Source organism: Chryseobacterium cupriresistens (assembly GCF_046614675.1).
Lineage (GTDB): Bacteria > Bacteroidota > Bacteroidia > Flavobacteriales > Weeksellaceae > Chryseobacterium > Chryseobacterium cupriresistens.
On sequence record NZ_JBKKJT010000002.1, the window covers coordinates 260309 to 284213 of the forward strand.

At 34.1% G+C, this 23905-nt stretch carries 25 protein-coding genes, 1 pseudogene and 1 riboswitch; of the genes and pseudogenes, 1 reads left to right on the forward strand and 25 read right to left on the reverse strand.

Annotated features, from left to right (window positions below; genetic code table 11):
* Nucleotides 1–31: 31 nt before the first annotated feature.
* From ACLI50_RS06450 to ACLI50_RS06515, 14 genes are all read right to left on the reverse strand, one after another.
* Nucleotides 32–1030: a T9SS type A sorting domain-containing protein gene (locus tag ACLI50_RS06450; RefSeq protein ID WP_343640676.1), complete on the reverse strand. Its 999-nt coding sequence runs from the start codon at nt 1028–1030 to the stop codon at nt 32–34.
* 135 nt (nt 1031–1165) lie between these two features.
* On the reverse strand, nt 1166–1813 hold the full coding sequence (gene ribB / locus ACLI50_RS06455; RefSeq protein ID WP_411413397.1) for a 3,4-dihydroxy-2-butanone-4-phosphate synthase: 648 nt from the start codon (nt 1811–1813) through the stop codon (nt 1166–1168).
* Between the two features lie 92 nt (nt 1814–1905).
* Nucleotides 1906–2031: riboswitch (FMN riboswitch) on the reverse strand.
* 145 nt (nt 2032–2176) lie between these two features.
* Nucleotides 2177–2530 (reverse strand): DUF2200 domain-containing protein, encoded by a 354-nt coding sequence (locus ACLI50_RS06460; protein WP_411413398.1) that lies wholly within the window; start codon nt 2528–2530, stop codon nt 2177–2179.
* A gap of 41 nt (nt 2531–2571) precedes the next feature.
* Nucleotides 2572–3816, reverse strand: coding sequence for a hypothetical protein (locus ACLI50_RS06465; RefSeq protein WP_411413399.1), 1245 nt, complete (start codon nt 3814–3816; stop codon nt 2572–2574).
* A gap of 476 nt (nt 3817–4292) precedes the next feature.
* Nucleotides 4293–4796 (reverse strand): DinB family protein, encoded by a 504-nt coding sequence (locus ACLI50_RS06470; protein WP_110008175.1) that lies wholly within the window; start codon nt 4794–4796, stop codon nt 4293–4295.
* 36 nt (nt 4797–4832) lie between these two features.
* Nucleotides 4833–5216, reverse strand: a complete 384-nt coding sequence (locus tag ACLI50_RS06475; protein ID WP_062675862.1) for a 5-carboxymethyl-2-hydroxymuconate Delta-isomerase — start codon at nt 5214–5216, stop codon at nt 4833–4835.
* A 131-nt stretch (nt 5217–5347) separates the two neighbouring features.
* The gene (locus ACLI50_RS06480; protein WP_411413400.1) at nt 5348–6958 is read right to left on the reverse strand and encodes a serine hydrolase; all 1611 of its coding nucleotides are present in this window, start codon (nt 6956–6958) and stop codon (nt 5348–5350) included.
* 300 nt (nt 6959–7258) lie between these two features.
* Nucleotides 7259–7777: a hypothetical protein gene (locus tag ACLI50_RS06485; protein WP_411413401.1), complete on the reverse strand. Its 519-nt coding sequence runs from the start codon at nt 7775–7777 to the stop codon at nt 7259–7261.
* Nucleotides 7778–7946: 169 nt separating this feature from the next.
* A complete protein-coding gene (locus tag ACLI50_RS06490) occupies nt 7947–8606 on the reverse strand; it encodes a DUF2461 domain-containing protein (RefSeq protein WP_411413402.1) in 660 nt (219 codons plus the stop codon).
* Nucleotides 8607–8613: 7 nt separating this feature from the next.
* Complete coding sequence (locus ACLI50_RS06495; RefSeq protein ID WP_110008167.1) at nt 8614–9159, reverse strand: hypothetical protein; 546 nt, start codon at nt 9157–9159, stop codon at nt 8614–8616.
* Nucleotides 9160–9264: 105 nt separating this feature from the next.
* Nucleotides 9265–9774, reverse strand: coding sequence for a YegJ family protein (locus ACLI50_RS06500; RefSeq protein WP_411413403.1), 510 nt, complete (start codon nt 9772–9774; stop codon nt 9265–9267).
* Between the two features lie 37 nt (nt 9775–9811).
* Nucleotides 9812–10507 (reverse strand): hypothetical protein, encoded by a 696-nt coding sequence (locus ACLI50_RS06505; RefSeq protein WP_411413404.1) that lies wholly within the window; start codon nt 10505–10507, stop codon nt 9812–9814.
* A 59-nt stretch (nt 10508–10566) separates the two neighbouring features.
* On the reverse strand, nt 10567–11742 hold the full coding sequence (locus tag ACLI50_RS06510; RefSeq protein WP_395971696.1) for a Kelch repeat-containing protein: 1176 nt from the start codon (nt 11740–11742) through the stop codon (nt 10567–10569).
* Between the two features lie 667 nt (nt 11743–12409).
* Nucleotides 12410–13039, reverse strand: a complete 630-nt coding sequence (locus ACLI50_RS06515; protein WP_146207821.1) for a hypothetical protein — start codon at nt 13037–13039, stop codon at nt 12410–12412.
* Nucleotides 13040–13590: 551 nt separating this feature from the next.
* Between ACLI50_RS06515 and ACLI50_RS06520 the strand changes: the two genes are divergently transcribed.
* Entirely contained in the window at nt 13591–14019 is a 429-nt protein-coding gene (locus tag ACLI50_RS06520) for a CBS domain-containing protein (protein WP_202841377.1), read from the forward strand.
* 323 nt (nt 14020–14342) lie between these two features.
* Here the strand turns inward: ACLI50_RS06520 and ACLI50_RS06525 are convergent, their stop codons facing one another.
* From ACLI50_RS06525 to ACLI50_RS06575, 11 genes and pseudogenes are all read right to left on the reverse strand, one after another.
* Nucleotides 14343–14984, reverse strand: a complete 642-nt coding sequence (locus ACLI50_RS06525) for a hypothetical protein (protein ID WP_411413405.1) — start codon at nt 14982–14984, stop codon at nt 14343–14345.
* A gap of 37 nt (nt 14985–15021) precedes the next feature.
* The gene (locus ACLI50_RS06530) at nt 15022–15516 is read right to left on the reverse strand and encodes a hypothetical protein (protein WP_411413406.1); all 495 of its coding nucleotides are present in this window, start codon (nt 15514–15516) and stop codon (nt 15022–15024) included.
* Between the two features lie 71 nt (nt 15517–15587).
* Nucleotides 15588–16037 carry a hypothetical protein gene (locus tag ACLI50_RS06535; RefSeq protein WP_411413407.1) on the reverse strand — a complete coding sequence of 150 codons (450 nt, stop codon included), beginning with the start codon at nt 16035–16037 and terminating at the stop codon, nt 15588–15590.
* A 25-nt stretch (nt 16038–16062) separates the two neighbouring features.
* Complete coding sequence (locus tag ACLI50_RS06540; protein ID WP_278352428.1) at nt 16063–16473, reverse strand: helix-turn-helix domain-containing protein; 411 nt, start codon at nt 16471–16473, stop codon at nt 16063–16065.
* Between the two features lie 168 nt (nt 16474–16641).
* Nucleotides 16642–19107 (reverse strand): TIR domain-containing protein, encoded by a 2466-nt coding sequence (locus tag ACLI50_RS06545; protein ID WP_411413408.1) that lies wholly within the window; start codon nt 19105–19107, stop codon nt 16642–16644.
* Nucleotides 19108–19402: 295 nt separating this feature from the next.
* The gene (locus ACLI50_RS06550; RefSeq protein ID WP_411413409.1) at nt 19403–20197 is read right to left on the reverse strand and encodes a DUF4393 domain-containing protein; all 795 of its coding nucleotides are present in this window, start codon (nt 20195–20197) and stop codon (nt 19403–19405) included.
* A gap of 147 nt (nt 20198–20344) precedes the next feature.
* Nucleotides 20345–20572 (reverse strand): annotated as a pseudogene (locus ACLI50_RS06555) (hypothetical protein); the annotation flags it as partial.
* Nucleotides 20573–20628: 56 nt separating this feature from the next.
* Nucleotides 20629–21243, reverse strand: coding sequence for a hypothetical protein (locus ACLI50_RS06560; RefSeq protein WP_411413410.1), 615 nt, complete (start codon nt 21241–21243; stop codon nt 20629–20631).
* A gap of 198 nt (nt 21244–21441) precedes the next feature.
* On the reverse strand, nt 21442–23067 hold the full coding sequence (groL, locus tag ACLI50_RS06565; RefSeq protein WP_062675889.1) for a chaperonin GroEL: 1626 nt from the start codon (nt 23065–23067) through the stop codon (nt 21442–21444).
* 69 nt (nt 23068–23136) lie between these two features.
* Nucleotides 23137–23493 (reverse strand): four helix bundle protein, encoded by a 357-nt coding sequence (locus ACLI50_RS06570; protein WP_110008151.1) that lies wholly within the window; start codon nt 23491–23493, stop codon nt 23137–23139.
* Nucleotides 23494–23548: 55 nt separating this feature from the next.
* Nucleotides 23549–23827 (reverse strand): co-chaperone GroES, encoded by a 279-nt coding sequence (locus ACLI50_RS06575; RefSeq protein WP_002976538.1) that lies wholly within the window; start codon nt 23825–23827, stop codon nt 23549–23551.
* Nucleotides 23828–23905: the final 78 nt, after the last annotated feature.

The window sequence follows — 23905 nt, forward strand, 5'->3', positions numbered from 1 at the left end:
GCTCATTTGTAGGAGTGGGGATTTTGTTTTATTATTTCTTAATGAATTTTGTGTTCTTTGTATCTGCAGCATTTTTTCCGCTGATCTGAATGAAATAAGATGCTGGCGGAAGATCTGAAATCTGTATGTTTCCGGATTTTACATCTGAAGTTTTAACCAGTTTACCATCCAGGCTGTAAATATCTGCTTTGGAATAGTTATCCGTATTTCCTTTGAAACCGATAAAATCCTGTGCAGGATTAGGATAAACCACTAAGTTTTCTTTTTTTACTGCACTGTTTACGCCCAGGAATGTTTCACTTAATGCAAATGTAGTTTTTACATTCTGGTTGATGCTCAACAGTGGAATACTGATATTTCCGCTTGTAGAATTAAGCAGGGCATATCTGTGAGAAGCATCGTAATAAGAATAGGCTGTATTGGTTATTGCTCCGATAGGGTTAGAATAAGTAACATCCAGAGATGAATACAGGTTGAAATTCTGTGTGAATTTTACTCTAAGAACATTAGTGTATGTTTGATTGCCTATAATTAAAGTTCCATATGCATCAGCAATGGCAGTCATTGTACCACTGAATAATCCGCTGGCAGAAGATGAGGAAAAAGTACCTTTGGCGGTGTCGTTCTGTGTTGCTCCGTACGTTGTTGGATAATTAATATGAGTACCGTTATCCACACTAAAGTTTAAAGTGGCCTGTGTATTTACAATTCCTGTAATTTCCAGTTTAGAAGTTGAAGCTTTGTAATAAACGGTTGTTGCTCCGTCTACCATTTTAAGAGTAGAACCCGGGAAAGTTGCTATTTCAGTAGAACTAGGAGTTGAATACGTTGTTTGTGATGCTGCTCCCATCGTAAGCCCGCCATTGGAAAATGTTGCGTTAGGACCTGTTGCAGAGTTGTTTACGGTGCCGGCTGTGTTGTTGTAATTAACAATATTTCCGGAAATAGGGTCATTGGCTGCTTTTGTAAGCGTGATCTGCGCAGACATCATGGCAGATGCTCCTAGTAAAAGGAGTAGAGATTTTTTCATAGTCAGAATTTTTTTGTTAAAAATAATTAAAAAATAGTATTCAAATGTTAATTTTTTTTCTTTTTAATTATATTTTTAATAAAAACGCCTGCTGATCGAATCAACAGGCGGTCTGTGCGTTAAAAATGCTTGGGTTTAATTGCTTATTACCATTTTACGGTAAGCATAAATATCTTCAATGGTTACGACACTCATATCTTTTTTGATGGCAAAGTCTACAATTTCAGGGAGCCTTGCCATGGAACCGTCTTCATTTGTCAGTTCACAAAGTACGGCATCTTCACCAAGATTGGCCATTTTTACAAGATCTACACTGCCTTCGGTATGTCCACGCCTTTCAAATACACCATCTTTTCTTGCAATCAGAGGAAAAACATGGCCCGGACTTGCAATATGTTCTGCCTGAGCATTTGCTGCTACAGCAGTTCTGATTGTTGTCACGCGGTCTTTGGCAGAAACTCCCGATTCCACACCTTCTCTTGCCTCAATGGAAATCGTGAATGCGGTCTGGTTTTTTGAATTGTTGTTTTCCACCATCGGACGAAGATTAAGGTGGCGGCTTTTTTCCTCGGAAATACAAAGGCAGACGATACCGCTGCATTCGCGGATCAGAAGTGCCATATCCTGTTCTGTAATAGTGGAGGCGGGAAAGATGATATCACCCTCATTTTCGCGGTTTTCATCATCTACCAGTAGAATACCTTTTCCCTGCTGTAATGTCTGAAGTGCTTTTTCTACACGTTCTTTGGAGGTTGCTCCGAATTGTTCTAATAATTTTTCCATGTTATTTTACTTTTAAAAGTTAAAATACACTTCGGTACATGGAAATGAAATACAACGCAACAAGAGTCCATAAGGAATCTTATTGGTCATCTCATTTTCTTCTCCCATCCAGACTTTAACTGTCGGTTCCGGAATTTCACCAGATCAGTCCCTTCCGAAGAAAGGAGTCGCGGACTGTAACCGCCGGTAGGGAATTTCACCCTGCCCCGAAGAAAACTTATACTAAGTTTTGCTGTATGTTGTAATTAAATTTTTATTTCATTAATAGTATTTAACGCACAGACCGCTAATTTCGGGAAGTTTTTTGAATTGGAGAAGCTTTTTAATTATATTTAAGCAGTAACTCTTTTTGAAATTAAATTTTCAGACTGTTCTTAGTATTTTTTCCATCTTCTTTCCTTTGGCCAGTTCATCAATCAGTTTATCCAGATACCGGATGTTTCTCATGAGTTCATCTTCAATTTCTTCCACACGATATCCGCAGATGACTCCTTTGATCAATGAAACATTTGGATTGAGTTGAGGTGCCTGTTCAAAGAAAGTTTTAAAGTCGGTTTTGTTGTTAAGGATGTTCTGCAGATCACTTTCATCATATCCCGTCAGCCAGAATATGATTTCATGCACTTCTTCTCTGCTGCGTCCCTTTTTCTCAGCTTTTTGAAGGTAATGTGGATAAACACTGGCAAAAGCCGTGGTGAAAATTTTAGTATTCTGCATGACTTTATTGTTATTAATTAATATTGAGAATAAGATTTTAATTACCACTTCCAGATCTGAGGCTCATCTTTCCAGATCAGCAGTCTGAACTCTTCATAATGTTTCCCATTGCCGATGGTGTGGGTATCTCTATGTCCTTTCTCTAGTTTTAATTTGTGTAAAATACCTGAGTGTGCCGCTACCCACAGGGTTTCTTCATCATCAGAAAGTGCAATTCCTGTAATGGTAGACCCAAGGAAGTGTCTCCAAAGCTGATTTCCATTCTTATCAAAAGCTTTGATATAGCCGTAAGCGTCTCCCAGAATATAATAATCTTTTATGGCAGCCCCTTCATAAACTCTCATTTCTTCATCAATGAAAGTAAAGTCTTCACTTTCTGTATACGCTTCAATATCAGCTCCTGCATATTGATCGGCATTGATTCCGATGGTAATTCCGTTGTAAAAGTGGCAGGAATTTGTAATCAGTTGGCTGTCATCTTTTGCAAAAAGACAAAAATGTGGATAAGATGATTGTGGTCCTATAGATCCCACGGTATTGCCTTCGTGATCCAGTATTCTGTGATCATAGCACTGATCTCCTACTACGATATAAGAATTGTCGTTGGATAATGCTGCATTTTCCATGTCAATCTGAGAGCTCCAGTCTTCTTCATTGTCTTCATTGATGGGATGGATGAGTTTTTTTTCAGTATTTGAAACCAGAAAAATTCCGTCTGAGGAAACAATCACAACTTTGCTTCCATCATTAAAAGGATATAAATCTGTAATCCCGAAATCTGGGTTTTCATCCATTTCAAATTCATTGATAAGGTCTCCATTCCAACCTTTGTATAAAGATATTTTGTGAGCATCTGCAATGGCGAAAATGTTTTCCCGTTTGGATTTCCCGATAGCATGGATATTTTCATCGAGTTTTGTGACAATATCTTTATCAAGAAGATAAGCCTGTCTTTTTTCATATGAAGTGCCTGTCAGGAAAACAATTTTTTCATCAGTGATAAAGTGCATATGCTCAATATTCTGAGCTTTATTTTCCATTAAGGGAATGATAGGAGCGTGAGCAGGTGGGAAATATTCTCTGAAGTTTTCTGTGTCTCCTTTTTTGTTGGCAGTTTTAAGCAGTTCAAAAACTTCGCGGGCAATATTGGCTCTTTTATCTTCAGGTTCTTCACCTTTCCAGTTTTCCCAGCCGTTTTTTTCACCAAACTCAACCATTTCATTGATGCCTTTTGCATAACGTTCCCCTTCTGAGAACCACTCTTTTTGGATTGTAGTGTTGTACATTGAACTTTTTACATTAAAATTTTATTGAAATGAGGTTCTATCCCCTATCAACTAACTTACAAAAAATCTAATAATCCGGTATGAAAACAATTCCGGTAATTGGAGCAATTTATTTTGTCGATAACCTCTGGCATTTGCTTTAAAAATAATGCCTGCGAATAATAAGGTCAAAAAAATGTGGATAAGTTATCCACAGAACTTATCCACATGATTTTTCATTGTGGAAAATCCATAAAAAACGGTATTCATTATAAAATAATGATTTATAGATATTTATAAGGGATTTTTTAAATGACTTAAAAACTTATCCATAGTTTATCCACAATGGTAAAAAGAGATCATAGAAAGTTATCCACAAATAGTTGAAAATGTGGATAACTGCCTGTTTTGATTTAAAATATTTAAAATCAATATTTTAATTGGATTCGATCGGTGTCCGAAAATTCTATTTTACACTTATCCACAAAATTGGGCTTTTATTGCTGATCTTTATAAATATTCCAGAAATTAAAATCGGTCATAGGAGCATCAGTGATTCCGATGTTTCTTCCCATCGTTACGATTTGTCCTCTGTGATACGTGCTGTGAAGAATAGCATGCTGGATGTATTCGTATTTGGAAAAATCACACTGAAACCACTGAGATTCTATTTTTACATTTTTTGAAAGATCTTCTTCAGATAAACTTTCCACATAATCTACCAGTTTCTGCGAGTTGTTTTTTATGGCATTGAAAACATCTTCTTTGCTGGTAGTCTCTGCTGTTTTTACAAAATCAAAATCATCCTTTTCAGAAATATGACTCCACCAATATTCCTGGGTTTGCCAGATGTGGTGTAACGTTTTTAAAATTGTCGGAAAACTGGAAATGGTTTCCTGATTCAGCTGTTCGTCAGACTTTGTGGATAGCCAGTCGATGTATTTATTGACTACCCAGTTGTTGTACTGTGCACTTTTGCTGACTAATGTTTTTAAGCTCATATTATTAATGTTTAGTTGTGTGTGTAAAGGTGAATGTTATAAACCAAAATGCCTGTCCTGGTCTGAATTTTCAGGATTAATGAGTGCTTTGTTGCTGTAGGTCGCTGCTTCGAAATCATTGATATTGACAGAAAGAAAAGAAATATCAGGCAGCAATTCTGAAAGCTGGTTACAGATCTGCTTCGAAAGATCTGCTTTTTGTTCTGTATTGCGCCCCTGCATGATATACCCAAACACATGTAGAAAATTTTTCTTACCTGTGCCTAATTTGTAATACTGATAGGGTTGAAGTCTTACTTTGATGTCATTGGGAGCAAACAGTCCTGTTCCGTCTGCCGCTTCATAAACTGCATCCATCAATTCATCGGGTGTTCTCTGCTGAAGAATATCCTGTGAACAATCTATTATAAAATGGGGCATAGATTCTATTTTGTGTTTGATTTTGTGTGAGATAAAAATAATAAAAAATAGTAATGGAAATTAAAAATAAAAACCGTTTTGAAAACAAAACGGCTTTAAAATATGTATTTTTTACTTTGTGAATACTGGTTTTATAGATTTGATTTTTTAATGCTGTATTGTGGTTGTACAGCGTTGGTCATGTCAAGAACAATATCATAAATTCCATCTTCATGGATTGGGAAATCATAAGCATCGAAGGCAATACTTTTATTGTCATTATTCAGACCGAGGTTGTATCCCCAGTCATTATTAAACCTGAATTTTAAATTACCTTTTTTTAATGTATAGTTTTTCAGAAAATAAATATTCGGATTTTTAGGATCTGTTTGTAGCAGTATATCTTTTCCGTCCCAACCGTTCGGCGTTGCGTTTCCGATAATTCCCCACGTAAGAGTATTGGCCTTTCTTTTTGCTGTTTTTACAGTTCCATCCCAGAAATGAATGACCAGAGTATTTATTTTTCCGTCTTGATCCCGTTGGAATGTACAGGTGAATTTTTCATCTAGCTGGAAAGATGTTTTGCTTTTTGGTAACAACGCATTTCTTGGATAGCTGCCCTCTTTGAAAACAAGTTGTCCATCGTTACTGGTGATGTAAAAATTTGAATCTTCTGTGGAATAAACACCTTCCAGCTTTTTTAAATCCTCTGCACTCACTTTTGCAATGGCCGGAATGCTATATGGTTTATTGTACAGTATTTTTTCTACTTGAGGAAAGATAAAATCCGTGTGTGAAAGTTCTGAATTTGATATGACAATCACACAAATATCATCCTCCGGAATTCTGTAATATCTGCTTCTGTAACCTGGTCCGCCGCCATCATGCCCCACCCGTTTTTTGTCAAAAACAGTCGAAATCTGGAAGCCTAATCCATAATGATCCTTGAGATAGGGAGTAAAAGCTTTATCTGTGGTTTCCTTTTTCAGAAGGGTGTGATTCTTTAATGCTTCGTTAAACTTGAAAAGATCTTCTACCGTAGAATACATGGCTCCTGCCCCAAAAGGATGGTCAGTTTTGAAACGTAATGCTTCATTAGACTTATTATCGGATAGAAATTCATAACCTAATGCTTTATTCTCATCCGTAACATTCTTGAAGTTGAATCCGCTATGGTTCATTTTAAGGGGCTTCAGGATATTATTCTCTATCACTTTATCATAACCTGAACCTGTTATTTTTTTAATAATGTAACCCAGAATATAATATCCGGAATTGGAGTAATCCCAATTTTTGCCCGGGGGGAAATTCAAGGGTTTTGCAGAAATATATTTTAAAAATGTTTCTTCATCTACAGTATCCTCAGAGTTGGTATGATTTTGAATTCCTGATGTATGGGAAAGCAGATGAGCTAAAGTAATGCTGTCACCCTTCGGAAAATCAGGATAATATTTGGAGAGTTTGTCATTCAGAGACAATTTCCCTTGTTCTTCCAACTGAAAAATAACGGTTGCTGTGAACATTTTTGTGGTGGAGAAAACTCTATAAAGACTGTTATTGGTATTTTTTTCTTTTTTAGGAGCATTTCTGTAGCCATAGCTATTTTCAAAAATAATTTTTCCTTTTTCGGCAATCAAAACAGAACCACTGAACAATCCTGCTTTTTCATACGTTGAAAATAACTGTTCCAGTTTTTGGGATTTCTGTGAAAAAAGAGGATGCATCGCAAACATTAAAACGATACAGGTGAGAATAGATTTCATGTAATTTTTTTTAAATAAGACACTTTTAGGTGTGATAATATTACATGGAATTTTTTGGAAAATATTTTTTGTTGAAGAACAATTAAGGCTTTTTAATTTGAATTAAAGTTTTAACACCATTGACCATAACCATTGACGCTTTTTCGGTTTCAATAAAATATTTTAAGATTTTTCCATTTTCCAGAATGATTTTTCCGAAAGTAAACTTCTCATTTCCATGTCCTTTAAAATTTCCATACAATCAATAACCAATTGGTTTTGTTTTTTATTTTAATGGTGACTGGCATAATCATCTATACTTTAGAGCAAGTTTTTTTCATATAACTTTGTTTTCTCAAGCCCGAAATTATTAATTGTGACCGTTGGAGAATCCATATCCCAGGTTGGAAGATGCAATGAAAGCTGATCTTCTAATTTTACGATTCCAGGTGTTATAGTATAATCAAATTCATAGCTTTTATTACCGGTAATGATTTCAAGCCCGGATTGTTTTCTATCACTGAATGGAGTTGGGACACTGAAAAAATATATTGAAATAATTTCATCCCATTTTATAAATTCAGAGTTATTCTTTTGCTTAATATAAAACCCTTTTTCTGTGTATTGAAAAATTCCGTCATATTGATGCTGTCTATCCATTTCCCTTTCAAATGAATCATAATCTTTCTCATCGGGATAATACAGTTTTGCTATTGAAAATATAAGAACAACAAAGCACAGAAAAATAACAGCAAATGTAATTTTTTTATCATCAAAAATAGGATAATTATAAAGAGTCAGTACCAATACCAGACACGTAACTACGATTAACTTTTTCATATTAAGTGATCTGTGTTAAACAGTAATTTTAAAATTGAACTGAACGGATTTCATTAATTAAATCATTCGTACTATTATAAATCTGAATAGCTGAAAATATAAAAGGTTCTGCTGATTCTCTAAAAATATTATTCATGAATGATGATATTAGAGTCTGTTATAAATGATTTTAGAACAAAGGCTCTCCATTGAGATCCGTTGTCAGCACTTCACTCATATAATCAAAAAAGGGCCGCATTGCCAGCAACGTCTGGATGGCTTCCTTCTGAAAGCTGTCTGACAGAACCTCCTTATCTGTAAATTCCCGCATCACCAGGAATTGTTTTTTTCGGATTAAATCAATAGCCGGATGATTTTTATCAAAGCCCCGCGGTGCAGTTTTTACAGAGTCTCCTTTAAGTTCTCCGAAATATTGTATAAAAGTTTTATCAGCGATAATTTTTTCAATTTCTTTGCTGCTGATTTCAAATTCTTTACGGATGCGAAGTAAATCTTTGGCTTCAGGCCCCCAGAATCCACCACCTACAAAACTGTTGCCCGGTTCCAGCTGAATATAATATCCACCTCTCAGCATGGGCTTCGAACGGGAATATCCCACTCCAAAATTGGTTTTATAGGGTGTTTTGTTTTTGGAAAAACGGACGTCATTATAAATCCTGAAAATATGCATTCCTTTAAGCTGATCATGCTCCTGAAGTTCATTGTAGATCTGAGTAAATAAAACTTTATTTTCCTTTACAATGGTATCATATTCGGATTTGTGCTTTGCGAACCATTCCCGGTTGTTATTTTCTTTTAAATGGGTGAGAAACTCAAATGCTTTTTTCATATTCAGATCAGGATTTTCCTTCGTTGATATATTCTTGATAATCTTCTTCTAATTTGTTAATTTCCTCTATCAGGAAATCATAAATATTTCCTTCAAATATATCGTAATCTTCCTCGTCATATTTGTCATATTCAATTTTTATGATTCCATTGTCGGTATAAGCTCTGTACAGATTTCCACTGCGTTTGAAAAATAATTGGCCCAGAGGCTTTTCTTTATATTCAAGAGCTTCGGCATGCTTCTCTTCAAAACCCATCCATGAAGGCATTTCTTCGTCCTGCGAAAGCCCGTACACGAAAAAGCCGTACCCGAATTTCCAGGCTGGAAGAACATCAAATTCTTCGGGCCGTTTCCATACTTCTTCTCTAACTTCAAGAAGCAAGGAGCCAAATGTTGTCAGGAAATCCTTAATATCTTCACTGAATGTAAAACCTGTACTTTCTTCATACTTTGTAATCTGTTCTTCGGTGGCCGGATTTGCCAGGGAACTCATTACGAAAAAATCATCATTTAATTTCTTTTTCCTGTCCCAGAAGTCTTCTTTTGTTGTCATATTTTTTGTTTGGTTTGTGCCGTCATCATTGATCAGACCGTTATTGAAACAAATATAAGGGAAAGTTGGAGGGATAAAAAATGAAGGAAGGGAAAATGATGAGGTTTACTCATTTTCAATTGTAAACCCATTTTCTTTGTCCATTTGTTCACGTTCTTTTTGTGACATTCTTTTTCTTAAAACTCTGGTAGTATAACCTCCTTTCACAATATTTTTGTCGATATATATCCAATCTGTAATATTGTGTGGATTAATTTCAATAGTATCTCCCAGTTTTACTTCTGTTGTTGATATGGGATCTCCATCTACAATTCCATAGAATTTATCATCAGAATATTGAACTTCACTTATCCAGATATGCTCGCCTCCGGAACCTGCGGTGTTAAATCTTTCTTTCAGTGCAAAATTGTAGTAATCCGGATTGCGGCTTTCTATTGCTTCTTTGAACTTATATAATGATTTTTGGGCATTTTCTATCGCAGTATTCATTTCGGTGTCTTCTCCCTGCAGAATATGAATGTCGGGCTCATTATCTCTTTTTACAACTTGATCTTTTCTTTGGCAGCTTAATACGATAAGGCTTAGAAGTAGATAGATTGGATATTTGCAGCGCATAATTTAATCTGATGATATTAATTCAAGTTTCTAATTGTCACTTATTAATCTTATAATCTTCTAATTTCTGTTTCAGTTCTTCAGAAACCAGGTTATTTTCTATCAGGTAGCGGCTCATTATTTTCAGGAAATACCTGCATTCCTTTAAGTAATCTTTATCAGGTAAAGAATGATCTTTTAAATAAGTGCTTGCTCGGTCGACAAATACTCCGGAGCCTTCAAAATCTTTGCTTATGAATAGTGTTCCAACTAAGGATATATAGGAAACAAATTCATATTCGCCATGATTTCCTTTTAAAAAGTGCGGAGGCATCTTTTTGTTCATGTCCTGAAAATAGGATATGATTCCGATGTCTTTCAGATATTTCTCCTTTTCGATAACAAACCAGTCATCTACTATTTCGCCATCAAAATCCATTTCAAGATCATAGTACCCGATGGATTCCAGGTTTTTAAGATAGATTTCATTTTCCACACAAAGACTTATTCTTGCCCGGATAACAGGTTCCCGGTATTGCTGTTCAATCAGATATTGGTATCCCTCAAATACAAAAGTAATTTCGTGGCGGGCAAAGCCTCCTATCAATTCTTCAGGATCTTCTGAGAGTATTTTTTGGAGCGTGTGAAATGCTTCATTTTTGAGATGAAATTTTTCAGCTCTTTCGGTGAGTAATGTTTGAAGTTCCTGAGCAGTCATAGTATGGTTATTGGTTTTCAAATCCTGTAAATCCATCAAAGCTGTTTTAATGGATTATGGTGCTAATGCAAATATCTAATAAATAACACTTACTGTCATCTTACAATTTTAATCTTCTGTAAAACCCCTTTCTCATCTTTAAAGCTGAAAATATAAGTTCCTCTTTGTACTTTGGATAAATCTATATTTCTGTTATAATAGGCAAAGCCCCTGTTGATCACTTCTCCATCTAAAGAGTAGACGGTAAATTCAAACTGATTGCTGTTATTTTTATTGCTGATGATAAAACCGTCTTTAGATGCGTTGGTATACACTCTTGTTTTGGTCTCACGATCTTCATTGGCTGTATTTGATGAGAGTGCATGCTCAGAAATATGAGCTGCCTGTGTACTTTTAATAGCTGATTTGGTTACGGACGTTGTACTTCCGCCGATGATGTATAATTTATTGTTATAAACTTCCGCTGCAGCGTGTCTTCTGGGAATCATATTGGATGACAGCTGGTGGAATTTATGGGTTGCGGTATCAAAGTAGGCCATAAACGTCTGATTATTATAGCCTCCTGCAATAAAAATCTTATCACCGGATACCGCTAATGAATGTCCTGATATCCCGGCCGGCATCGTAATCTGATCGGTCCAGCGATTGGTATTGATGTCGTAGATATTGATCAGGCGGGATGAAGTACCGTTGAAACCGCCAATGACATACAATTTATCATTCACAATTTTTCCCTTTGCTTCTCTGGCGGTGGGCATATCCGGTAAGGGATGCCAGGTATCTGAAGCAATATCATAATATTGGAATCTGTTGGAAAATGCAGTGGTTGCAGCGCCGTTCAGTCCGCTTCCGCCGAACACATATATTTTCCCGTTATGGATGGCAGAACCTGCATTTCCTGTATACGAACGGTTCACAGCTCCCTTCGTTACTTTCAGTGTTTCAAGATCTACAATTTCAAGATGGCTGTTTCCCCAACCGTTAAAAATATACATTTTATTATTATACGTCTCCGCATTAGCAAATTTTTTGGGAGTGATAGTTGCATTGAGAACACTCCATTTGTTGTTTGTAATATTGTATTTTTCAATATAATTGGCCATACCTCCGCTTTCCTGATATCCGTTGCTCACATAGATATTATCATCTACGATGACACTGGATAGGGCTCCTCTGCCTGCAGACATATTGGCGAGCGTTTTAAATTGAAGTGTTTGTGCATGGGCGAGCAGTGAGCCCAAAAATGAAAGGATTAATAATTTTGTTTTCAATGGTATGAGGTTTAATGTGTTTGTTTTATCTGATTTTCTTTATAGGAGTCCGGATTTATTTTTAGTACCGGACTTTAATAGGATAATCATGGTTTAAAGATAGGAAAAAGTTGAAGAGAATTTTAAAATTACTTTATTCAGACAAGCATGAGGTTATTTTTCTAAAAAATGGTCGATTTCAATCACACTTTATATTTCATCAGGTATCGCTACCCCCTTACCAAAGGGGATATAGGGGGTTCATGAAGGGGGTATAGCCCCTTATCCAAGGGGGTAAAGGGACTTATGGAAGGGGTTGGAGGGGCTTTAGGAAGTGGTTATAGGGGGTTGCATAAGGGGGTAAAGGCCGTTCCGAAGGGGAGATACTTCCTTACCCAAGGGGCTGTAAGGACTTATGGAAGGGGCTGGAGATACTTCATGAAGTGGCTGGAGGAACCTGTAACGGAGGCTGAAGGATTTATAGAAGAGGGTAGAGGTGCTTTATTTTTTTTCGCAAAGTCGGGAGACTTTGCGGAGCGGGAGAGTGGGGTATTTTAGGCGGAGGGATATAAAAAATCCGAAGTGGGAGACTTCGGATTTTGTTTTTTATGATGGCGCAAAGTCTCCAGACTTTGCGGAGCGTGGGTTCGCCCCACTATTGCAAAACCGATGTTATCAGAAATTTTTCTTATTGTTCATATTCTTTTAAAATTCTAATAACAGTTTCTTTGTCAAATGTTGATGTATTTTCAATTTTTGAAGATAATTCAGGTTTTGAAGAGGTAATTTCTTTCAGTTTATTTTTCATACTATTGAATGTGCCAACATTCACTTCTTGATTTTTTTCATTGATGAAATGATCTTTTATCTGAACGCTTCCATCATATGCGTTATTGTAATATTCTCTAAACCATTTAATTTTTCCATCATAAAAGTTCTCCTGCAAAGATTTATATTCAGAACCTCTATTCACAAATCTTCTTTCGTTTCCGTTATAATCTTTAATAGTTATTTCTTTTAGGAGTTGGAAATAGATGTATTCTTTTTTTCCTGTCTTATCATAAATTTGAAGAAATTTGTTTATTGAAGTTTCATTTAGAAATCCATAAATTATATTTTTTTGACCTCTAATTTTTCCATCAATCGTTTTATCGTTAATGAAAGTGATTTTCGCATCCATCACATTTTTTTCTTGGATATTTGCGTTTTGAGTAGAGTACTCTTCAAGTGGCTTCAATTCACTCATCTGATTCCAAACTTTTACGCAACTTGTAAGTAAAAGTACAGATGATAAAATAATAATTGGTTTTAATTTCATAAGTTTTGCTTGATAAGCGATGTATATGATAAAATTTCTGCTAACGTTTCGGGTATTGCTGTAGTTTCGGGGGCAACCGAAGCATAATCCGTGTAAAATTACGAAGATTTCTGAAACAAATAGTTCTATTGCTAACATTCAACCCCAAATTCCAGCAATACCATGCTACCTGCACGAATCCTTTCGTGTGGTTACAGTATTATAAATTATATAGTTTTAACCGAGCCATACAATACAATCGTGCGGTAGGTGGGGGAGCGGGTATTTTAGATGAGGACAAAAAGCTATATTGTTGCTTGCTTAGTGTCATAGAATGTGGAATGGTTTTTTCGTAAATTATTGAAAATGATATACTAAAGTTAGGGATTTCTTCGAAAAATTACAAAAATGGAACCATGATATGTAACATATCATACAGCGGGGAAAATTGATAAATATCAGCTGCAATGGTATGATGAGGCAGATGTTTCTTCGCTAACTTTGAGTATGAAAAAGGGATTTAAGGTTCGTTTTTCATTGTAAATTTTCACAATAATCTAAACAAAAATGCTATGAAACAAAGAGTTCCAATTTCCCAAATTATGACTAAAGACCTGATTACACTCAATCTTACACAATCATTGTATGAGGCTGAAAATTTATTTAAAAAAAATAAAATCAGGCATATTCCGGTTGTCGAAAATCAAAAGTTATTAGGCGTATTAAGTTATAGTGATTTATTAAAAATCAGCTATGCGGATGTAGAACAATCGGATGATACGGAAGATATTCCAGTGTCAGCAGTGGTATACGACGTATTTACTATTTCGCAGGTGATGACAAAAGCTCCTCTCACTGTAAATCCTGAGACTACCATAAAAGAGGTAGCAGAGATTTTATCCGAACATAGTTTTCATTCTGTTCCGGTGGTAGAAAATGACCAGCTAAAAGGTATTGTGACTACTACAGATATTTTAAAGTATTTATTGCAGCAGTATTAAACGGCCCAGTATTCACTTTAAATGCCCATTTATACTGAATACCTTACATTTTCCAAATTCAGAGTAATTGGAGATTATATTCGTATAAGCAACCCGAAGTCCAGACTTCGGGTTGCTTTATTTTTTTAGAGGCTGCTGAATGTCCCCGTTGCTGCAAGAATCCTTTCGTGCGGTTATAATATTATAAATTAAGATTCTTATAATATAAAATCAAAGCCACAGGCTACAATTGTACGGCAGCGGGTGAGGAGCAAAGTCGGGAGATCTTGTAGAGCAAAGTTACTGTCTTCTACAATGGTTAAAACTCGCGTTAACAACAGTTATTATTTTAATTGAATTTCAATCTTTTTATCTTCCATAAATAACTTTATCCAATTCGGAACTTCATTATTTCCTGGAATACATTCGATTAAACTTTTATTATTTTTATAATTTTCTATAGCTTTTTTCCCAAACTTGATTTTCATTTCATAAATTTCATTGCCACCATATCCAATCCAGGCTTTTGTTATTATTTGCTTGTTGTTTTCAATATTATGATAAAGTAAAGATTTTGTGTCTTCGGGTAAATGATGTATACCATCACACCAAAAACTCTTAGCATAATATTTTATTTTTTCATTTTCAATGTTTTTAAAATCCAAAGACCATTCTAAATGACTGCAAAATTCCATATTAAACACTGGTTCATTAAGATTAAAATTAAAAGCACCACAATTGGGACATTCAGTATATTCTCCATTCAATTTTTCAAACCCACATTCTGCACATCTGCCATTTCTATTGTTTACATGTTGAATAATAATTCTTGCTTCATTTTTGTCTACATTGAATTCGTCAATTATTTTTTTTTCAGCAAATAATTTTAAATCGTTTTGCATCAAAATATAAAGATCAAGCTTTTGTTCTTCAGAAAATTTTAGAGTAATCACTTCATTTTTACATTTGTTGCAATTAATTTTCATTCTGATTTTATTTAGATATTAAATTAACATTCCAGGACTATATTTTTTTTAGATAAACTGTTTGGTATTTCCACCGGGTGCCCCAAAATACATACTTCCTTTGGTTAGTATATACTTTTGATTTTCTTTTTAGTTGCCCACTTTTGATGTCATAAACAAAGAGCTTATTTCCTTTGATTTTATATTTTAAATGGTAGTTGATCCCGTTTTCGTTTTTTAAATCATAATTATTATAGTTGCCGGATAACATGTCAGCTATTGTTAATGAATCATGTACAGATTCGACCTCTTCTTTATTTTTATTGAATTTTAAATACAAATTATGGCCGCTTACCGTATAATGCCCGGAAAGTTCCTGATGTTGAAGATCTCCGGAAAACACATAATTAAATTCATTGTTATTCTTAAAATCTATCTTGGTGACGAAGAAACCAAATTCAGCTTTGTTGGATTTATAGGTTCCCTGCAATTTTTTCTGTGGGTTGCAAGATAAAAAAAGTAATAAAGCTAAAATCAGACTAAAGTTTTTCATACCAGTAACAAGGATAATTCTAAATTATATAGTTTGTTTCTGAAGTCCAGAGACTTTGTGATGTAGGTATTTTATTTAGTATAATCCCCTGCAATAATAGATTTCTCCATTGTACTTACGATTTCAGAAACAGGAATCGTAAATATCCCGGCATTTCCTTTATCAAATTCTTTTTTCCAGTAAGAATAACCATCCATTTCAAGGGAGTCCGGTTTTTTGTAGGCCTCTTTTTTCAGGCTGATGACACTTTTGTTCAAAGCTTCTTCTGATAGGGGAAGATGGCTGAGGTTTTCTGCATATCCAGTAGGGCTGGCAGGGTTTTTCATCTTCAAACCGTTGACAGAAATATGAATTACTTTTCCGGTTTCAGGATATTCTTCAATCTTTAATATGGTAAGTGTTGAGTTTTTTTCGGTGGGTCGGGTTTTGTAGTTCCATTCCTGGCCAACACTGTATTGGTCTTTTTTTGCACAGCTGAAGGACAGCAAGAATAATACTGCTATGAAAGTATAGAGTTTCATGAAGGGTTGGTTATTAGTTTTTTTTTTATTTTTGAATTAGCTGCTCCAGTCTGGCCATCATTTCATCTTTTTCTTTCAGCATCCTTTCGTACAATTCCATTTTTTCTTTATGTAATTCTAATACTTGTTCAAGCGGATGAAAAGTAGGTTTTATATTTGCGGTATAAGCAAAAGCAGAAGAATCATGGAAAGTATTAGCAATAATATTCACTGCTTGTTCTTCATCCATATTCTCAATAGCTTCCACAGGAACTTTCAGAATCTGGGAAATCTTTTCTAAAATATCCTCTTCTACAGTTTCTTTCTGCTCCAAAAGCGAAATCTTCTTCTGGTTCCAGTCTTCACCAAGATCAAAAGCCAAAGCCTCCTGCTTGATGCCCAACATCTCCCTAAAACGCTTGATATTTCTCCCCTGATGTATTTTTTTGTTTTGCATATTTGTGTACGTTATAGAAACAAATATAAGTAAAAGTTGGGGGATAGGAAATGGGAGAGTGAGGTATTTTAGATGAGGTGGGATTATAAAAAATCCGAAGTGGGAACTTCGGATTTTGTTTTTTTTGTGAGTGCAAAGTCGGGAGACTTTACAAGCAGGGGAGATTAATTAAATTTTATTGATTTCAAATAAAATGTTATCATAAACAGATTGATTATATCTGCCATCAATTTTACTGTAATAAATTTTTAAAGCGTTTTCTTTATCACCTCTATGAATACTTATATATATTAAGGATTTAATATACATTAGTTTACTAAAAATATCTGAATCTTTATCAAATTTTTCATTTATTTCATTTACAAATTTTTCAATATCTGAGTATAATTCAAATTTTTTAAGAATGTCTAATTTTGTAAGGTATGGATATATATTAGTTGTAAAAATGGAAATAGCATCGTTAACATGATTAAGAGAATTATAAATATCACCTACGATAAAACATTCATATTGTGCTTTACATGTTAAGAACATTTCTCTGGATTTTTCATGTGGATTTTTTTTAAGTTCAAGAAGTAATTGTTGTAGCTCATGTTTATTTGCAAATCCGTCAGTTTTTATTAAACACCTAAAATAACTTTGAAGATTGAAAGGGTTATTTTTGTCAATTAAGTAACTATCTTTTGCAAGGAAAAGAGCGTCACTATATCTTTCAACATTTATATATACTTGAACTAACTCTCTCTTTGCACGATAAAATTTTGGATTTATTTTTAAAACTTCATTAAATCTTTCTATAGCATCATCATTTCTGTTCTTCATTCGATAATAAAAGCCTAATAAAAAACTATGATCAGCACCATCTATAAATTGAACCTCCTTCAACAGTCTTTCATCTCTTTTTCTACTTAATGCTAAACATAACCAATATCTTATTTCTTTAACTATTTTTTTATCTAAGTAATTTTCATTCAGTAATATTCTATCGGCTAAAACAATTACATCATTATATCTTCGTTCATTATTATATAATTCACGCATTGCATTTAAATAATGAGAAGGAATTAAAAATTCCTTTGGGATATTTAAATTGCGTTTAAGAGATTCTTTTACAGTTAATATATATTCTGAAGTATCACTTTCAAGAGATTCATATTTTTGAAAATTATTTTTAATATGATTACTTATATTTTGATTATATTGTGAATCAAGTGTATAATTGATTCTTTGAACATAATCTTTTATCGAATCATTAAGTCTAATAAATTCTTTGTTTGATCCTAAAAACTCAATTATGAACGAGTTACTAAAGTCTGATAAAATTGTTTCAGCATCAACAAAGTCTTTTCCTAATATTTCTTGTAAAAAAAGTATACTAATACACTCAGAATCAGAAAGAATCTTTAAAATTTGTATAGCTAATTTATTATCTGAAAAATTTCTTAAGACTCTACTGACTTTTTCAGAATTATAATCGATAATTTCGTTAAGGTGTTCAATTAAATAATGTTCGCCTTCTTGTTTTAATAATTCAGTTGTAAAAGTTATTTGTTCTGGATATCCACTGAACAAATTAGAAATCTTACTAAAATTTGCTCTGTTAATACTTAGTTCATCTAATTTCAACAGTGCTTGAAATAGGCTTGCTCTTTCGTATGGTTCTAATTCAGGTATATTTATTGAAAAAAGATTCGGGTAGGATAGATACTTTAAAACTTTCAACTTTGAACTACTAATAATACAAACTAATATTTTGTCAATATTCTTAAGCTTATCCAATAATTTTAAATACCAATCAACAATTTGTCCATTTGATGAAATTATGCTAAAACTATCTACAATTAATAATATATCATTACTTTTTTCCAACTCTAGTAACAATTGAAAGGCTATTTCCACTTTACTATCAATATCTTTAGTTGATAAATTTGTGATTTCGTCATTTTGTAATTCCGAATAACCTAGACCATATAATTTTACAATAAAGTCCTCAATCGAATTTCTATTATCTAAAAAAATATTTGGTGCTTCATAATTTTGACCTATATTATTAGAATTTGTTAAAGCATGCTTTAAAAACTTTCTTCGCCCTATATTGTGTAATCCACTAATTACAATTGTTGATGGTGAAGGTAAATTAAAATCATAAATTCGCTGTTCAAATTCCTTTATTTGTGCCGTTCTGCCAATAAATAACTGGTTTAGTTCTTTTTTATTAGGATATAGATCCCAATTTACAAGCACTAAACTTTGTCTGATTAAATCATATACTTTTGTAGGCTTTGAAAAGTACTTTAAGTTATAACTATCCTTAATCCATTGGGGTATTAGTAAATCACTATGAGTAATATTAGAATCAATTATTATAGGTAAAAATTTTTTTAATTTCCCTTTCTTTATGAATTCTTCAGCTCGTAAAATTTCTTTTTGAACCCAAGTACTATCTAATGAATCTTTTGAAATAAAAAATACAAATATACCCGATGTTTCAATACCTTTATAAATTTCATCTAATGTCTTTTCACCTGCCTCAAATGAATATTGATCATAGATAATTTTATTTTTTCCTAATTTATTAGCAACGATTTCAACGAAGCTTTTTTGTTTAGAACTATGTGATAAGAATACTTTCATTTAGCTATTTAGTTTTGATGTATAAAATAATAATTTTATTAACTATAAAAGTATAAAATAATATTTATTAAAATTATGGGAAACCATAAAAACCAGAAAACTCTACAAAAGTAGAATGGTTCGTATATTAAATTGCCTTGGAGCTGTTGCACAAATTCTTGTATGATAATAGTATTACAAATTAAACATTCTAATAGTATAATCTCAAAGTCAAAGTCCCATGATACAATCGTGTGGTAACTAGGAGTGTTTTATTGGAAGCTCAAGAAACCTTGATTAGTGAGCAGTAATTATTTTAGTCAGGTTTACAAGCTCTTTTAAATTGCATTCCATATTCATTCACATATAGAACACTTTTGTCAGCTCTAATTTCTAATTCCAGTTCTGCATGTTCGTTTTGAGTTTCTATTAATAATTTTTGAAGAAAAGGCATTTCAATTAAATCTGTATAATTTGCGTCGCCTGTTGTTTGATTAAACATTAATTCAATTAATCCAAATTTGCTTAATCGTATTAAGCTCGCAGAAATATCAAATTCTGAATAATTTTCAATTGTCCAGCCTAGGTACCATTTAGGAGTTGCTTCAGCAATAAATTTATTCTGTCCTTTTAGAGATATTTTTGGATTTAAAACTTTTTGGTATCCTGTAGAAATTGATAGCATTTCAAAAACTTTAGCATCTAAGGAATTCATTTGTTTGATAATTTCAACAAATGATGGGTGAACAATATTTATCTTATCTAGATCCATTGAATTACTAAGTAAATTAATATACATTTCTCTCAATGTTTCATTATTTGCTGTATAAGAAAGAGCTTGTAAAAGAGGAATGGCAATTTCTGGTTCAGGAGATTTCCTTTTTTCTTCAGGTATTTTATTTATTTTCTTGTTAATTTGTTCTTCAATAAGTTCTTCGATTTTTTCCCAGCCCCATAACATTCCTCTTAAGGGCGCTAATAAGGCTTTTGTTGTTCTTCCTGCCACACTTCCTATTTCTTGTAAGGCAGGCTTAGCTACATCTGAATAAATTTCGGGAGTTAGTGCTTTTATTTCACCTATAATTTCTTTCGAATTTTCTGGATTAATCATTTTGTTTTATAAATATTTTTGGGATGACAGAGGTATACTCTGCAATAATCTGTTTTTATGCTACTAAATATATCACTAAATTAATAATATTTCCTTATGGGAAACCATATAAAAAACCTTCTTGTAAAAAGAGAACGGTTAGTAATATTAAATTGTCTCAGCGACACGTTGTTGAATAATTCCTGGCATTCCACCACCCATTGGCATAGCTGGTTCAGCGCTCTTCACTTCAGTGATTACACATTCAGTGGTTAAAAGCATTCCGGAAACAGAAGCTGCGTTTTCAAGGGCAACTCTTGTTACTTTAGTGGGGTCAATGATACCTGCTTCAAGCATGTGAACGTACTCGTCAGTTTTAGCATTGTATCCGAGGTCATCTAATATCGTATAGTTTAGCACCTTTATCGAGTGCGATAATTTTTATTAAAAAATTAATCTCGTTCCATTATCCGGTACCAATTTTTTTCTAATTTCCAATTATATACAGGTTTTACTTTTATTAGTTCTTCATATTGCTTTTGTGTCTCATTATCATTTGTGAATATAAAATAGGTTTGTGGTGCTTCGAAAAAGCCACGAGAAATCCAGAATTTGATAGTTTTTGTGCCTTCTGTTTTATTTTGATAAATCCAAATATCATTTCCGCCATTTGAAATAATGGGGAAGTCAAATGAAAGTTTACAAATGCCATTATTCATTTTTGTATTGGGTTTCAATTTTTCTGTTAAAACATCTTTTACTATTTGATTGCGCTTATTGTAAGAAATACTCCAGTCAATTTTTTCAATAATGGAGTTGGGGATTTTGTTGAAATTGTAAAACGTTAGAACAAATAAACTCAATGTTACTGAAAGATTTATTATTCTGTTTGCCTTTATGTTTTTCTTTTCTTTAATTAATTTTATGACTTGTCTTACTGTTAAAATTAGCAAGATTATACACACTAAAAGCCAAGAAAATGGTTGAACAAAATAGGGGAGACAAAAGTAGTCAGCAAAAACAAAAACTAACCAGGTTATAATCAAAACTACTATTTTTTTTGTCATTCAATTCTTTATTAAATTTTGTATATCATTAGTTTATCGGATTGCCGATAACATTCAAATTTACGTATTACGCCCATATATAATGTGTGCAATTACAAATAAAATTTCAAGTAGAAAGTCCATTGGATTTTCTGTATAAAAAAACCGCCCTACAAAAGCAAAGCGGTTAGTATATTAATTTGTCTCAGCGACACGCTGTTACATCATTCCTGGCATTCCACCACCCATTGGCATAGCTGGTTCAGCGCTCTTCACTTCAGTGATAACACATTCAGTTGTTAAAAGCATTCCAGATACAGAAGCTGCGTTTTCAAGGGCAACTCTTGTTACTTTAGTTGGGTCAATGATACCTGCTTCAAGCATGTGAACATACTCGTCAGTTTTCGCGTTGTATCCGAAGTCTCCTGATCCTTCTGCTACTTTAGCAACGATTACAGAACCTTCACCACCTGCGTTGGCAACGATTTGTCTTAATGGCTCTTCGATGGCTCTTTTCACGATCTTGATCCCTGTAGTTTCATCAGCGTTAGATCCTGAAAGATTGTCAAGCGCAGAGATGGCTCTTACCAAAGCAACACCACCACCTGCAACGATACCTTCTTCTACAGCAGCTCTTGTAGCGTGTAGAGCATCATCTACTCTGTCTTTTTTCTCTTTCATTTCTACTTCAGAAGCAGCACCTACATAAAGTACAGCCACACCACCAGCTAACTTAGCTAATCTTTCCTGAAGTTTTTCTCTGTCGTAGTCAGAAGTTGTAGTTTCCATCTGAGCTTTGATCTGAGCTACTCTTCCTTTGATTTTCGCTTCGTCACCACCACCGTTTACAACTGTAGTGTTGTCTTTGTCGATCGTTACTTTCTCAGCAGTTCCAAGCATATCTAAAGAGATGTTTTCCATAGTGAAACCTTGCTCTTCAGAGATCACCTGTCCACCTGTAAGGATAGCGATATCTTCTAACATTGCTTTTCTTCTGTCTCCGAATCCCGGAGCTTTTACAGCAGCAATTTTAAGAGAACCTCTTAATTTGTTTACCACCAAAGTAGCTAAAGCTTCCCCTTCAACTTCTTCAGAGATAATTAATAGAGACTTACCACCTTGTGCAATTGGCTCAAGAACCGGTAGCAATTCTTTCATTGAAGAAATTTTCTTCTCTACTAAAAGGATATATGGGTTTTCAAGTTCAGCTAACATTTTCTCAGGGTTCGTCACGAAGTAAGGTGACTGGTATCCTCTGTCGAACTGCATACCTTCTACAACGTCTACTGTTGTATCAGTACCTTTAGCCTCTTCTACAGTGATTACTCCTTCTTTACCAACTTTTCCGAACGCTTCAGCAATTAGAGAACCGATGGTATCATCGTTATTGGCAGAGATAGAAGCGACCTGCTTGATTTTTTCTGAAGAATCTCCAACCTCCTGAGATTGAGATTTAAGGTTTTCAACAACAGCCGTTACTGCTTTGTCGATCCCTCTTTTAAGATCCATAGGGTTAGCACCAGCCGCTACGTTCTTAAGACCTTCTCTTACGATAGCCTGTGCCAATACAGTAGCGGTAGTAGTACCGTCTCCTGCGATATCATTGGTTTTGGAAGCTACTTCTTTTACCATCTGAGCTCCCATGTTTTCTACCTTATCTTCAAGTTCGATTTCTTTTGCTACAGAAACACCATCCTTAGTTACGTGTGGAGCACCGAAAGATTTTTCGATTACTACGTTTCTCCCTTTAGGACCTAAAGTTACTTTTACTGCATTTGCTAATGCATCAACCCCTCTTTTTAGAGCGTCTCTTGATTCAATATCGAATTTTATTTCTTTTGCCATGTTTGTTTAGCTTTTGGCGACTTGCTTTTTGCTTTTAGCTTTTGCAATTCGCGTGTTTAACTTTAATTTTTAATTTCCATTGAGCCTGTTCCACAAAGTGACAAGCTTCTTTTTTAATGTTGTCAACTCTTCCAAAAGATTGTGATAATCATTTTCATGAATGTATCCTAAATCTTTGGCGAGAATTAATTGGTTTTCGGCTTCATTGGATGATCCCAGAGCAATATTAATGAAATTGGCAAATTCTTTATCTGAATTTCTGCCGCTTCCTTCTGAGATATTATATCCAATAGATGCAAATGATCTTCTGATTTGAGAGGTGAGTCCAAAAATTTCCTCTTTTGGAAAACTTCTGGTTGAAGTATAAATTTTCAATGTCAACTGATGACTTAATTGCCATACTTCAAACTTTTTAAAATCTCTCATACATTAATTTTCATGTAGAAAAAAAGCCATTTGCCAGAAGCCAATAGCCAGAAGCTTAACCGATGATTCCCAATAAATCAGCTTCTCTTACGATCAAATAATCTTTACCTTCCAACTTCAATTCAGAACCTGAATATTTACCATAAAGTACTTTGTCACCTACCTGAACCGTTGTAGGCTCGTCTTTTTTACCAGGACCTACTGCTACTACAGTACCTTCTTGCGGCTTTTCCTTTGCAGTGTCCGGGATAATGATTCCTGAAGCTGTTTTAGTTTCTGCTGCGATTGGCTCTACCAGAACTCTGTCTGCCAATGGTTTAAAGTTTACTGACATAATATATTTAATTTTTTTAATTATTTCTGTGTTGTAATTCTCTAAATGTATGCCATGAGACGCTGATGGCTGAAATGG